The organism is Planctomycetota bacterium, assembly GCA_035574235.1.
Classification (GTDB): domain Bacteria; phylum Planctomycetota; class MHYJ01; order MHYJ01; family JACPRB01; genus DATLZA01.
Map to the genome: position 1 here is coordinate 1 of DATLZA010000063.1, position 13255 is coordinate 13255.

The window sequence follows — 13255 nt, forward strand, 5'->3', positions numbered from 1 at the left end:
GCCCGCATCCGCGCCGCCCGCTCCGGCCACGGCGCCCGCCGCCAGGACCGGAACGCCTCGTGCGCGCGCTCCACCGCCCGCGCCGCCTCCTCGGGCGTCGCCGCCTCGTACTCCGCGAAGACCTCCCCCGTCGCCGGATCCGTCGAAACGAGCTTCATGCCTCCACCCTAGCAGACCCGCGGGGGGCTTGACAACGGCCCCGTATTGCTGTAATTTCTGTTTAGACTGAAATATATGAATATCGAGAATTTCGGAGGACTCCCGCGGTGGGCCCTCATGGCGGCGATCGCGCTGGGACTCTTCGCCGCCTTCAAGATCCTTTCGGCCGCGGCGGCCCTGCGGGCGGGCGTCCGGCCGCCCGCGGGACGGCTCCTGGCCTACCTTCTCCTCTGGCCGGGAATGGACGCGGAGGCGTTTCTCGGCCCCGCCCGCGTCCCCCCGCCTCCGCCGGCCGCCTGGGCGGGAGCCGCGGCCCGGATCCTCCTCGGAGCCGCCCTCCTCTGGGGAGTCCTCCCCCGGATCCCGTCCTGGCCCGCGGCGCTTCGCGCCTGGATCGGACTCGTGGGGCTCGCCTTTCTCCTGCACTTCGGCCTCTTCCGCCTGGCCGCCCTCTTCTGGCAGGCCCGCGGCGTGCGGGCCGAGCCCCTCATGGACGCCCCCGCCCGGGCCCGGTCGCTCTCCGAGTTCTGGGGACGCCGCTGGAACCGCGCGTTCCGCGACCTGGCCCATCGCTTCGTCTTCGAACCCGTCCGCCGCCGCGCGGGCCCCGGCGTCGCGGGCGGCGCGGCGTTCGCGGTCTCGGGACTTCTCCACGATCTGGCCCTGTCCCTCCCGGCCGGCGGCGGATGGGGCCTTCCCACGGCCTACTTCCTCCTCCAGGCGCTCGGCATCCGCCTGGAACGCTCGGCCTGCGGGCGGCGTCTCGGCCTGGGCCGCGGATTCCGGGGATGGCTTTTCGCCGCCGCCTTCACCGCGGGACCGGCCGCCGCGCTCTTCCATCCGCCCTTCCTGGAGCGGGTCGCGATTCCCTTCCTCCAAGCCTTGGGAGCCTGGTGACATGATCGACGTCGAAACGCTCTTCCGCACGGCGCTTCTCCTGGCCGGCGCGGGCCACTTCGTCCTCCTCGGCGCCAGCGTCCAGGTCCCCGCGCGCCTCCGGTGGCGCGAGGAGCTCGCGCGCCTGTCTCCCTTCAACCGGAAGCTGATGTGGACCTACGGCGGGTTCACCGTGCTGACGATCGTGGCGTTCGGCACCCTCACGCTGATGCTGCGCGAGGAAATGCTCCGCGGGGACCGGGCGGCCGTGGCCCTGGCCGCCTTCATCGGCCTCTACTGGCTCGCCCGGATCCTCGTGGACGTCTTCTGGCTGGGACATTCCGGATGGCCCCGCGGACGCGCCCTGGTCGTGGGCCACGCGCTCCTGGCGGCGCTTTTCGCCTTCCTGGCGGCGACCTATCTGGGACTCGTCCTGCGGCAGATCGCCCTGAGGTGAGCGGGCCCTACCGCCCGGCCGGCGCTTCGTCCCGCTGGAAGGACGACAGCGTCACCGTCACGGAACTGAAGGCGTCGCCGGCGAACGCCAGCGTGAGGCTCTTCGTCTTCACCGAGGGACGCTCCTCCTCGAGGAGCCGCAGAAACTCCACGACCGGCGCGCGCGCCAGGGGCGCGTCCTTCTGCCCGCGAAGGGCCACCCGGTAGGCCGTCTCCTTCCAGCCGCGCGGGGAAAGATCCTGCTTTCCCTCGACGGTGAACGCCCCCTGGGGAATCCCCGCCTGAGCGCGCTTCTTGTCCATGAACTGAAGCAGATCCTCCGCCCCCGACGCCGCCGGCCGCGGCCCGCGCCGCTTGGCCTCCTCGATCGCGCGCTTCATCGTCGCCATCTCGCGGTACTCCGCGAGCGCCCGCTCGAACTCGGCCTTCGCCCGCCCGGCGTCCCGCCGCAGCCAGAGGACCCCTCCCGCCAGCGCGAGCGCCACCGCGCCCGCCGCCACGAGGGCCGCCGTCGACGTCCCGCCCTTCTCCTTCGCCGCGCCCGCCACCGCTATCCTCGCTTCGTCGCCCGCAGCGTGAACTTGTACATCCCGCCTTCCGCCTGCGCCAGGCCGCCCACCCAGTCCGCGCTGCGGAACAGATCCACCGACCGGATCTCCGCCCGCAACACGTCCGCGAACTGGAGATTGCGCACCTTGCCCGACAGCGTCAGCGTCAGGCTCTCGTTGCCCGGGTTCGTGCTCTGCTGGATGTCCAGGGACTCCAGCTCCAGATAAAGCGGCCCGTCGCCGAGCGTCTGGTTCCCGTACTTCTGCTGGAACGACGCCAGCGCCCCGAACAGGAGCCTCCACGCCTCGCGCGCCGACACCCGGATCGGCAGATCCACCGCCGACGTGTCCACCCGAAGGAACATCTCCTTGAGCTTCGGATAGGCCTCGAGCGCGTCCCGCAGGGTCTCGCCCGTCACGAGCTCGCACAGCTCCCGCTGCCGCTCCCGCACGGTCGCCAGGTCGCGCCCGTAGTCCGAGCGGCGGAAATGGAAGTGAAGCCCCATCGCCGCCAGGAGAACAATCACGAGCTCCAGCGTCACCAGCGCCGTCGTCTTCAGGCCCTCGTACTTGCGGCGGTAGAGAAACTCCTCCTGCCGGAAGTCCATCCCCAGCGCGTCCACGCCCGCCCCCTTGAGGGCCAGGCCGAGCGCCGCCGCGAACTTCGAAGAATGCGCCCGGATCTCGGAGGGGGCGGACGGGTCGATCGCCTCCAGCGGATTGAACGTCCGCGCCGGAATCTGCGCGGCCTCCTCGATCCGCCGCCGCGCCTCCTCGTCCTCGAAGCCGCCCGAAAGCAGGATGTGCGAGGGATTGGCCGTGGCGGCCTGCGCGAGCAGGAACCGCGAAATCTCCCGGGCCAGGATCCCGACGAGCGCGTCCTGGACGTCCCGCCCGAGATCGGCGAACTTCCGGGATTGCTCCTCGTCCAGAACGACGATCGCCTCCCCCCCTTCCTCGCCGCCGCCTTCAGGGACCGGCGCGGGGCGGCCCGGCTCCGCCCGCCCCGCGGGAAGGGAAAAGTGGATCGTGCGGATCGAACGCGGCCGCCCTCCCTCGACGAAGACGAGCTTGGTGAACTTCGAAGCCCCGTGCACGAGAAGGTGCGGCGTCTGAGCGTCGATTCCGCCGGCGTGCTTCATGGCGTTGAAAAGGGCCGCCACGTCCAGATCGAGCGCCACGGGATCCACGCCCGCCTTCTGGTAGGCCTTCAGCCGACGCTCGAGCGCGGCCTTGGGCACCGCCGCCGCCAGCAGAAGCGCCCCCTTCTCGGTTTCGTCCGTCTTGTAGTGCGAAACGACGAGCTGCTCGATCGTGAAATTGTGGATCTGGCTTTCCATCTCGAAGCGGACGGTCTTGCGGATCTGATCGTCGCTCTTGAACGGAAGCGAGACCTCCCGCAGGATCGCCTCCGCCGAATCCACCGAACCCACGGCGCGCCCGCGGGGAATCCCGGAGTCGGACAGGGCCCGGCGGAGGGCCTCGGCCGCGCGCTCCTCCCAGGGGCGCTCCGCGTCCGCTTCGATCGGCGCCTCGTGAGCCTTGAGGATCCGCGTGCGGCGCCCCTGAACCTCGAGCGCCAGAAGGCGCACCGCGTCCTGCCCGAGCTCGATGCCGACGGAACGTGCCATGCGGTTTTAACGCCGCCGGCGGAGCCCGGTTGGCCACTCGCCGGTGAAGACCTCCACGGCCGGCCCCGTCATGTACACCCGGCCGTCCTCTCCCACCTCGATCTCGAGCGTCCCGCCCCGGAGCTCCACCCGGACGCGCCGCTCCGCCAGACCCGCCGAGGAGAGGGCCACCGCCGTGGCGCACGCCCCGCTCCCGCAGGCCAGGGTCTCCCCGCTCCCCCGCTCCCACGTCCGCTGCCGCACGCGGTCCCGGGCGAGGACCTCGACGAACTCGACGTTCACGCGCGAGGGGAAGTCCGGGTGCCGTTCCAGGGCCGGGCCCCGGGTCGTCACCGGCGCCTCTTCCGCCGAAGGCACGGGGATCACGAAATGGGGATTTCCCATCGACACCACGAAACCTTCGAAGCCGTCCGCCTTCTCGCGCAGCACCGTGCGCGCCCCGTCCGCCCGCACGTGGAAGGACGGCGGCACGGGGCGCGGCGGACCCATGTCCACCGTCACCCGGTCCACCCGGCCGCCGCGAACGTGCAGGCGCAGCCGGACCACGCCCGCCCGGGTTTCGACCGCGATCTCCCGGCGCCGGGTCAGCCCGTGGTCGTAGACGTACTTGCCGATACACCGGATGCCGTTGCCGCACATCTCGCCTTCCGAGCCGTCGGCGTTGTACATGATCATCCGGAAGTCCGCCTTCCGGGAGGGAGCGATGAGAATGAGGCCGTCCGAGCCCACCCCCGTGTGCCGGTCGCTGATCGCCCGGGCCAGCTCCGCCGGGCGGGCCACCTTCTCGCGGTGGAGATCCACGTACACGTAGTCGTTGCCCGCGCCGTGCATCTTGGTGAATTTCATGGCGGCGTATCGTAGCCGGGGCCTTCCTTGACGTCAACCGGCCCTCCCGGCTACCGTACGGGGCGTGACCCTCACGGTCGGGATGGACGAGGCGGGGTACGGTCCGAAGCTCGGCCCCCTCGTCGTCGCGGCCGCCTGGGCGCGCCGACCGTTGCCGTCCTGCGTCCGGATCGCCGACTCGAAGAAGATCTTCTCGCAGGCCCGCGGCGCGGGGACCCTGGAGCCGGCGGTGCTCGGGTTCCTCCCGGCCCGGACCTTCGAGGAGCTCCTGGGGCGGCTGGGCGCCCGCAGGCCCTCCGCTCCCTGGTATCGGCGGCCGCTTTCCCTGGCCCCCCGCCCTCCGCTGGACGGCCTCGAAGGCGCGGCGGCCGTGATCCTCGACCCGGCGGAGTACAACGCCGCGCTCGACGGCCGCAGCAAGGCGGATCTCCTCTTCGACGCGGCCGAGGAGCTTTTTCTCCGCGTGCTCTCGACGGAAACGCGGCCGGTCCGCTTCCTCGTGGGCAAGCACGGCGGGCGGCGCTACTACCTTTCGCGCCTCCGCCGCGGGATCGCCCCGGACGCCGTCGTTCTGGAGGAAACGTCCGGCCGCTCCGCCTACGCGGCCCCCGGCGTGACGGTCGAGTTCCTGGAAAGCGCGGAGGACCGCCACGAGCTCGTGGCGCTGGCCTCGATGATCGCCAAGTACGTGCGCGAGTGCGCGATGAAGCTTTTCAACGACTGGTGGGCCGAGCGCTGCCCGGGGCTGCGTCCCACGGCCGGCTACGGGACCGACGGCACCCGGTTCTTCCGCCGCATCGAACCCCTGTTGCCCTCCCTGGGACTTTCGGCGGACGCGGTCCTCCGGCGCCGCTGACGGCCCGCTTCCGCCTCCCTTCCGCGCCGCCTTCTGCTATACTCGTGCGACCTATTCGGACATGGAAGGAGCCCCATGCGGCGGAAGGAGCGCGGCGCGCAGCTTCTGCGGATCCTGAAGCTCATCCGGCTCTTCGAGCACTCCCGGTTCGGACTCACGATCGCCGAGCTTCAGCGCGAAACGGGCGTGACCCGTCGGACGATCTACCGGGACCTGGCGCTTCTTGAAGAAGCCGGCTATCGCTTCGTCCGCGAGGGCGCCGGGGCCGGCGAGGCGCGCAAGTGGCGCTTTCCGCCGGGCCTGCAGAAGGCCCCCGGCAAGCCTTACACGGAGTCCGAGCTCCTGTCGCTCTACTTCTGCATGAACCTGCTGCAACCCCTGCGGGGAACCCCCCTTCGGGACGGGATCGAGTCGCTCGTCTCCAAGATCGAGGCGACGTTTCCGAGCGACGAGCGCGAATACCTGGGAGATCTCGTCTTCACCCACGTGGCCAAACTGACGCCTTCGAAGGACTATCGGCGCCACGCCGCGACCGTGAGCGCCCTCTCCCGGGCGTGTCTCGAGCACCGCAAGGTGGAACTGACCTACCGGGCCACCGACGACCAGTCGAAGACCTACGCCTTCTCCCCCTACTGCATCGCCTACTACGGCGGCGACCTCTATACGATCGGCTGGAGCGACCTGCGGCAGTCGATCCGCACGCTGCGCGTGGACCGGATTCTTTCGATCCGTCCCACGACGCAGAAGTTCCAGCGGCCGGAGGACTTCGACCCCGAGGACTACCTGGGCCGGAGCTTCGGGATGTACTCCGAGGGCGAACAGACGCGCGTGGCCATCGAGTTCGACCGCGAAGCCGCGCGCGCGGTTCAGGAGCGCGAATGGCACCCCACCCAGCGGGTCGAGCCGCGCCCGGGAGGAGGGATTCTGCTTCGGATGACCGTGCAGGGCCTGCCGGAGGTCGCCCGCTGGGTTCTGTCCCACGCGCCCTACGCGCGGGTCGTGGATCCTCCCGAGCTGCGCGAGATGGTGGCCCGAAGCGCCGCGGCCGCCGCCCGGGCCCACGGAGGCTGACCGAACCGGTTGCCCCCCGCGCCCTCCGTGCTATACTGCGGCACGATGAGGTTCGATCCCGAACCGGAAGTCGAGCTGCAGAACGCCTTCCGGGATCCCTACAATACCGTCGTCGCGGCCGCCCGCACCTGCTATTCCCCGCGCGTCGTCACCCCCGAGGACGTCGCCCGCGACGAGCGCGCCCGCCGGATCCGCGACCGCATCTACGACTCGATCTACGAGGCCGGCCACCACACGACGATCCAGCATCCCACCTTCCTCTTCGTGCTGCGCCGCGTCTCCCGCCAGTTCCTCTGGAGCTTCCTCCACGCGCACCCCTTCTACAACTCCGAGCAGGTCAGCCAGCGCTACGTCGAAGTCAAGCCCGAGAATTTCGCCACGCCGCCCCTCGAAGGCCGCGCCCGGGACGTCTACCGCGCCGCCATCGGCCGCATGATGCAGGCGTACTTCGACCTGATCGAAAAAATCGGCCCCGACGTGGAGGCCGAATACTTCAGGCTCTACCCCGCCCGCCGGCGCTCGAAGGAGAAGTGGGAAAGCGCCATCCACAAGCGCGTCCTCGAAGTCGCCCGGTACGTCCTGCCCGTGGCCACCCACGCGCACCTCTATCACACCGTCTCGGGTCTCACGCTCCACCGCTACCGCCGGCTCTGCCTCCAGTTCGACACCCCGCTCGAAAACCGGCGGGTCGTCGAAAAAATGGTCGCCGCCGTCGAGGCGCTCGACCCCGACTTCTTCCGCGGGACGAACGACCCGGTGCCGCTCGAGGAAACCCTCGAATACCGCGCCTTCGTCGAGGCCGGACGGGCCCAGGGCGGCCCGGGCGGCGAGGACTTCATCCGGGAGTTCGACCGGGATCTCGGGCCCTGGCGCTCGAAGCTCGTGGACCATAAGGCCCGCGGGGAGGCGACCCTCGCTCAGGCGGTCCGCTCGGTGCTCGGCCTTCCGCGCGAGAAACTCCCGGACGGCGCGGCGATCGACCTCGTCCTCAATCCCGCCCGCAACCGGATCCTCGGCGAGTCGCTCGTCCTGACGACCCTTTCCAAGCTCTCGCGGACGATGAACCATCCGCATTTCACGTTCCGCAAGAAGCTCTCCCACACCGCCGACTCGCAGGATCAGCGCCACCGGATGGTGCCCGGCTCGCGTCCGATCCTGCGCGCCCACTTCGTCCCCGGCCGACCGGATTACGTGCTGCCCCCCGTCCTCGAACGCAACGCCGCGGCCGCCGAGTCCGTGGCCGGGCTTTTCCGGCATGTCTGGCGGGCGATCGACGAGCTTCTCGGGCTCGGCGTTCCCTGGGAGTTCGCGCAGTATCTGCTCCCGAACGCCTTCCCCATCCGCTTCGAGGAATCCGGAGATCTCCTGCACTTCCACCACAAGTGGACCACGCGCCTGTGCTACCTGGCGCAGGAGGAGATCTGGCGCTGCTGCGTCGAAGAAGTCCGGCAGGTTTCCGGGATCCATCCCCTCATCGGCCGGCACCTGGCGGCGCCCTGCGCCCTGCGCAAGACGGCCGGAGCCACGCCCTACTGCCCGGAAGGAAACCGGTTCTGCGGCGTGCGCGTCTGGGAGCTGCCCGTCGAACGCTACGAACGGGTGATCTGACCGGCGCCGTCACCGCGCCAGCTCGTCTCCCGTAGGATGGTATTCGAGGCCGTCGATCGGCTTCTTGTCCTTGTCCGCCAGCCGGATCGCCAGCATCCACTGCTTGTCCTTGTTGGACACCTTGACGAGCAGCCGGTTCCATCCCTCCTTGAGCTTGACGGGGACCGCTACTTCGTCGGCCTTCTTGGCGGATTCCCCGGTGTGCACCGCGGAGCCGTTCAGCCACACTTTGCACGCGTCGTCATAACCCAGGAGCAGCTGGGCGGACATCGACAGCGGCGACTTCACGTGAATGAGAAGATACGCGGAGACGCCGTCCTTGGGCTTGAACAGCTGGTCGAGGTCGAAAAAAGCCGCCTTTCCGGCCCCCTGCGGGCGAACGAACGCGTCGGCGATCTTCCACCGCACGCCCCCGTCCTTTCCGGCCAGCTCCTTGTCGAGCTCCAGGGCGCTTTCCGGCGGCTGGACGTCCTTGATCCCTCCGGCGAACGGCCCCACGACAAGCCATTCGACCGGCTCCGCCTGCCCCACGATCCGCTGCCCGGCGGGCTTCTCCGCGTACTCGCGCGCCAGGGCCTTCGTCTCCGCGTCCGTCGGCACGGCGGTGCGCGTCGAGGAAATGAGAATGTACCCCACGGCGAAGCCCCCCTGGTCGGTCAGAAGCCGCACCGACTTGGGACCGGGGGAGGCGTACGTCTTCGGCAGCGGAATCGGGATCCACTCCCAGCGGGACGGCTCCTTGGGGTGGGGCTCCTTGGAGTTCTTCGGCGCGTGGGCGGCATGCTCTTTTTTCAGATTCGAGATCCCGTGGGGGACGGGCGCGGCGAAGTTTCCCCCCGGCTCCAGCGACGCCGTCTTGCTCCGGTCCCGCGGGTGGGGCACGGTCCCCTCGCTCGTCTGGTACAGCACCGAGAAGGTTTCCGCGCAGCATCCGCCCACATAGGCCCAGCACCGATAGGAAACCCCCGGCAGCGCGTAGAACTCCGCCTCGACGTAGTTGTCCCGGGCCAGGGTGAAATCGATGTCTTCCTTCGAAATCCACGCCTGATCGATCCGCTCCGGATCCATCTTGGGATGCCGCCCCAGCCGGAACGTCGAACCCGTCGGGACGCGCAGGTCCGCCGGGAAGAAGACGTATTCCCGCCCCATCTCGCTGCGGCGCACGATCACCGCCTGATTGCGGCGGACCACCGCGGTCGCCGCGTACTCGTTCTTGAGGAGCTTGTATTTGTCGAAGGCGGCCCCCCAGGAACGGACGTCCCGCCAGTCGAGCTCCGCCCCGTGCAGGAGATCGCGGGCTTCGAACTCGCGGGCGGAAGGCTTGGGCGCCTTCTCGCGCGCTTCCTTGGCGAAGGACCAGTACCGCTCGGGGATTTTCCCCGCCGCACGGCCGCCGAACTTCTTGGCGGCTTCCACGTCCCCCTCGATCAGGCACAAGAGCGCCGCGGCCCGCCGGTCGGCCTCCGACGTGCGGCCGCCGGGCCCCGTGAAGTGCTCCGCCAGCGACGCCGCGGAAAGATGCGCGAACTCCACGAAGCAGCGGGTGCGCTTCTCCTTCTCCTTGTCCTTCTCGACCACCTCGAGCTCCGCCCTCTGGTCGTAGACCTGGACGACGGTCCCCGTCACCTTGCGGAATTCGCCGGGCCGATGCTGGTACTCGAGCGTGACCGTCCCGCCCTTGGCCATCGCGGGGAGCATCTTCCCCGTCGTCTCCTCGACGAGCGCGCGGACCGCCCGGAGGGCCTCCTGATCGAAGTCGGCCTCGGCCTTGATCTCGTCGCGCTCCTTCTCCTCCTCTTCCGCGAAATCCCGCACGGCTTTCAGAAGCCGGGCGGAGGCGCCGTCGTAATCGCGCCCGAAGGCCAGCCCCATCGCCTCCTGCCAGCGGGGCAGGAATTTCTGCATCGCCGGGGAGAGCGGCTTGGGCGCGGGCGCTTCCGGCGCGGCGGACGCGTCGGCCGGAGCCTCGGCCGTCCGGGCCTCGGCCGGCGCCGGCTCCCCGGGCTTGGCCGCCGCCAGCGCCTTCTCGAGCTCCTCGGCGTACTCCTTGAGGCCCCACTTGGCGACTTTCGCCCGGGCGGCGCTCACCCCTTCCTCGTTGCCCCGACGCTTCTGGTAGAGGGCGTCCTCCTTGAGGCTGTTGAACCGATCCTTGATCGTGGTTCGTATGCCCTCGAGCTGCCGGTCGAACGGCGCGCGCAGCTCAGGGGCCTCGTACTTGTCGCGCTCCTTCTCCCAGGCCGCCAAAAGGTCGCTGAAAAGCTCCTCGACCCGCAGCCCCTGGTTCTGCTGATTGAGCTCGAAGACGCGCTCTTCGACCTTCCGGGCGATGCGCTCCATCTCCGCGCGGGCCTCGTCGGCATACCGCGTGTCCGCGCCCCCCTTCTCGAGAACCTGCTTGAACCTCAGATACTGCCCGCCCCAGTCGTCCCGGTTGGTCTTCCGGTAGGCGACCGCGTCCAGCATCGCCTGGGCCGCCGCCTGTTCGGGAGTCGGCGCCGGCGCGGGCGCGGCCGCGGGTGAGGTCTCGCCGCCCTTCGCGGCGGAGGGACCGCTCCCCTTCTTCTTCCCGCCGCTCAAGAGGAGAACGAGCGCCACCCCCAGCACCAGAAGCCCCCCTCCGCCAGCCCCCGCGAAAATCAGAATCTTCTTCTTTTTCGGGGACGTCTCCGCGGCGGCCTCTTCGGGCTCCAGGTCTCCTTCGACATCCTCGCCGGCCGCGGCCCGCGAGATCGACCGGGTGGACGAGGACGGCCGCGGAATGGGACGCGTCTGCCGCGCGGTCGCGCCCGCGGGGCGTTGAATCTGCGTCGTCCCGCGGCGCCGCTCGGAAGCGGGCGTGGCTTGAGGGATCGGACCCGTGCGGCGCCTCGTCGTCTCCCCGCCGGACGGGGGCCGAACCGGAGCCAGGCGCGTGGCCGTTCCGGTGCGCCCCGCCGGCTTCTTGGGATTGAGGATCGCCTCCTGCTCTTCCGCGGAGAGGTCCCCGACCAGATCGTAGACGCACTCCGAACAGCTGAACTTGTCCTGATAACGGTAGGCGACGCCTTTTTCGAAGTCCTCGGTCTGGAGGCGCTGAGAGCACTTCCAGCAGTACATGATTTCCCGGCCCATACCCCGCCTTCGAACAGGAATCGGCTTCGATCGGTCCGCGCCGACCTGCTCTCTTACCCCCTTCTGTGAGAATACCCGAGCGTGCCTTTATCTAACGTCCCGAGACGCCGGAACGTGACAGCCCCGCCGATCCCGAAACGCCGAACTTCTCCGGGCAGGTATGTATTATGCCTTCCTCGCCGCGGCGTCACCATACCTTTTTGGACCCGCCGCCGTCTCCCGAAAGAACTTCTCCAGCGCCCGCTCCCGCGCGGACGGGTCGAACCCCAGGTTCCATCGGAGCTTGCGCGCATCCACGGGACAGGGCTCCAGAGGATGGCGGTCGGCCTCCGCCAGCGAATTGGCGCCTTCCATCACGCACTCGTAGAAGATGCAGTGCCGGATTCCGAGGACGTGTCCGAGCTCATGGGTCGTCAGGCGAAGCGCGCGGCGGAGGAACAATTCCCCGTCCGGCGTCGCCAGCCGCGCCAGGGACGCCACCCCCGCCGGGCCGCCCAGACGACTCTCCCCGAAAACGAACCTCATGCCCAGGGCCCCGAGCGGCCGGTCCGTCACCCCCAGCACGCCCAGCGCGTCCGCCGGCGTTCCCCGCGAAAGCTCCCCGAGAAGCCGCGTCGAATCGAGCGTTCCTTCGGCCACGGGGAGGGATTCGAGCAGGCGCGCCGGCGCTTGAAAGAAGGCTTCCACATACGCCCTCAGGAGTTCCAGGAGCGGCCCCCAAAGCCGTTCGGCGTCGCCCAGCGGACGAAGATAGAACACCTGCCGCCCCGGCGCGCGCCGGTTGGCGCAGGTGGCCGCATAGTCGTCGAACGTCTGGCCTTCCTCGGGAAAGACCGCCCGCCATTCTCCCGGCCGCGGGGGGCGTTGCCGGCGGGGCGCGCGCCCGCGCTCGAACTCCACGCTCATGAGATCGCCCCCGACGGCATGCGCCTCATTGTAGTAAATACGGACGATTCGGAACGTCGAATCGCGATCCGTCCGCACTTTCATCGGAGAGAGCTCTCATGTCGCTTGCCGCTGCGATCCTCGCCGCCGCCCTGGCGGCTTCCCAGGAACGGGTCGATGTCGTCGCCGGAGGAGGCACGCTCCCGGACAACGGACCGGCCACGGAAGTGCGGCTCCAGGAGCCGTTCGCCGTGGACTTCGACGCCGCGGGGGCGATGTACATCGCCGAAATGTCGGGCCAGCGAATCCGGCGGGTGGACCCGTCCGGACGCCTCGCGACCTTCGCCGGCACGGGCGTCCAGGGCGACGCCGGGGACGGCGGTCCCGCCGCCCGCGCGAACTTCAACGGCATTCATCACATCTCCTTCGGCCCGGACGGTCTGCTGTACGTCGCCGACACGTGGAACCATCGGGTCCGCCGGATCGATCCTCGAGCGGGCGCCATCCATCCCTTCGCGGGAACCGGCGAGAAGGGCTTCTCCGGCGACGGCGGCCCGGCGGCCCAGGCCCGGTTCGGAGGCGTCTATTGCCTGGCCTTCGACCCGAAGGGGGAACGCCTGTACGTGGCCGATCTGGACAACCGGCGGATCCGCGCCGTGCATCTCAAAACGGGGCAGGTGACGACGGTCGCCGGCAACGGCCGCAAAGGCGTTCCGGAAGACGGCTCCCCCGCGATCGCGCAGCCGCTCGTCGATCCCCGGGCCGTGGCGGTGGACCGCAAAGGCAATCTCTACATTCTCGAGCGCGGCGGGCACGCGCTGCGCGTGGTCGACCCCTCCGGCGCGATCCGCACGGTAGCCGGCACGGGACAGAAAGGCTTTTCGGGAGACGGCGGACCCGCCCGCGAGGCGGCGCTCAACGGACCCAAGCACCTGGCGGTGGACGCGCAGGACAACGTTCTCATCGTGGACACGGAAAACCACGCGATCCGCAAGTACCTCGCCAAGGAGGGGCGAATCGTGCGCGTGGCGGGCACGGGCCGGCGCGGCGCGGGCGGCGTCGGAGGGCCGCCGTCGGGCGTCGACATGGCGCGCCCGCACGGGGTCTACGTCCACCCTTCCGGGGCGCTCTACGTGGCCGACAGCGACAACCACCGGGTGCTCCGGATCGGGAAGTAATCCCGGCCGCGGCCCTGAAAAGACTTT

Annotated in this window: 12 protein-coding genes; 6 read left to right on the forward strand and 6 right to left on the reverse strand. The window is 69.8% G+C overall.

Features of this window, described 5'->3' with window-relative positions:
* On the reverse strand, positions 1-158 hold a 158-nt coding region (locus tag VNO22_05175; GenBank protein ID HXG60739.1), incomplete at its 3' end, for an aldehyde dehydrogenase family protein.
* A gap of 76 nt (positions 159-234) precedes the next feature.
* On the opposite strand from VNO22_05175, the gene VNO22_05180 reads away from it, so the two are divergent.
* Positions 235-1056 (forward strand): MBOAT family protein, encoded by an 822-nt coding sequence (locus VNO22_05180; protein HXG60740.1) that lies wholly within the window; start codon positions 235-237, stop codon positions 1054-1056.
* 1 nt (position 1057) lies between these two features.
* Positions 1058-1492 (forward strand): hypothetical protein, encoded by a 435-nt coding sequence (locus VNO22_05185; GenBank protein ID HXG60741.1) that lies wholly within the window; start codon positions 1058-1060, stop codon positions 1490-1492.
* Between the two features lie 7 nt (positions 1493-1499).
* Here VNO22_05185 and VNO22_05190 read toward each other — a convergent pair whose 3' ends face one another.
* From VNO22_05190 to dapF, 3 genes are read right to left on the reverse strand one after another with little or no spacing between them, the layout of a single operon-like run.
* Positions 1500-2039 carry a hypothetical protein gene (locus tag VNO22_05190; GenBank protein HXG60742.1) on the reverse strand — a complete coding sequence of 180 codons (540 nt, stop codon included), beginning with the start codon at positions 2037-2039 and terminating at the stop codon, positions 1500-1502.
* A 2-nt stretch (positions 2040-2041) separates the two neighbouring features.
* Positions 2042-3670 (reverse strand): pilus assembly protein PilM, encoded by a 1629-nt coding sequence (pilM, locus tag VNO22_05195; protein HXG60743.1) that lies wholly within the window; start codon positions 3668-3670, stop codon positions 2042-2044.
* 6 nt (positions 3671-3676) lie between these two features.
* Positions 3677-4516, reverse strand: coding sequence for a diaminopimelate epimerase (gene dapF / locus VNO22_05200; protein HXG60744.1), 840 nt, complete (start codon positions 4514-4516; stop codon positions 3677-3679).
* Positions 4517-4580: 64 nt separating this feature from the next.
* On the opposite strand from dapF, the gene VNO22_05205 reads away from it, so the two are divergent.
* The 3 genes from VNO22_05205 to VNO22_05215 all read left to right on the forward strand — a co-directional run bounded on the left by VNO22_05205 (position 4581) and on the right by VNO22_05215 (position 8051).
* Entirely contained in the window at positions 4581-5372 is a 792-nt protein-coding gene (locus tag VNO22_05205; GenBank protein ID HXG60745.1) for a hypothetical protein, read from the forward strand.
* A 75-nt stretch (positions 5373-5447) separates the two neighbouring features.
* Positions 5448-6443 carry a transcriptional regulator gene (locus tag VNO22_05210; GenBank protein ID HXG60746.1) on the forward strand — a complete coding sequence of 332 codons (996 nt, stop codon included), beginning with the start codon at positions 5448-5450 and terminating at the stop codon, positions 6441-6443.
* Between the two features lie 45 nt (positions 6444-6488).
* Positions 6489-8051, forward strand: a complete 1563-nt coding sequence (locus VNO22_05215) for an FAD-dependent thymidylate synthase (protein HXG60747.1) — start codon at positions 6489-6491, stop codon at positions 8049-8051.
* A gap of 9 nt (positions 8052-8060) precedes the next feature.
* Here VNO22_05215 and VNO22_05220 read toward each other — a convergent pair whose 3' ends face one another.
* Both VNO22_05220 and VNO22_05225 read right to left on the reverse strand, forming a co-directional pair.
* A complete protein-coding gene (locus VNO22_05220) occupies positions 8061-11165 on the reverse strand; it encodes a hypothetical protein (protein HXG60748.1) in 3105 nt (1034 codons plus the stop codon).
* A gap of 165 nt (positions 11166-11330) precedes the next feature.
* Positions 11331-12155: an archaemetzincin gene (locus VNO22_05225; protein ID HXG60749.1), complete on the reverse strand. Its 825-nt coding sequence runs from the start codon at positions 12153-12155 to the stop codon at positions 11331-11333.
* Between the two features lie 14 nt (positions 12156-12169).
* Between VNO22_05225 and VNO22_05230 the strand changes: the two genes are divergently transcribed.
* Positions 12170-13228, forward strand: coding sequence for a hypothetical protein (locus tag VNO22_05230; protein HXG60750.1), 1059 nt, complete (start codon positions 12170-12172; stop codon positions 13226-13228).
* Positions 13229-13255 lie beyond the last annotated feature (27 nt).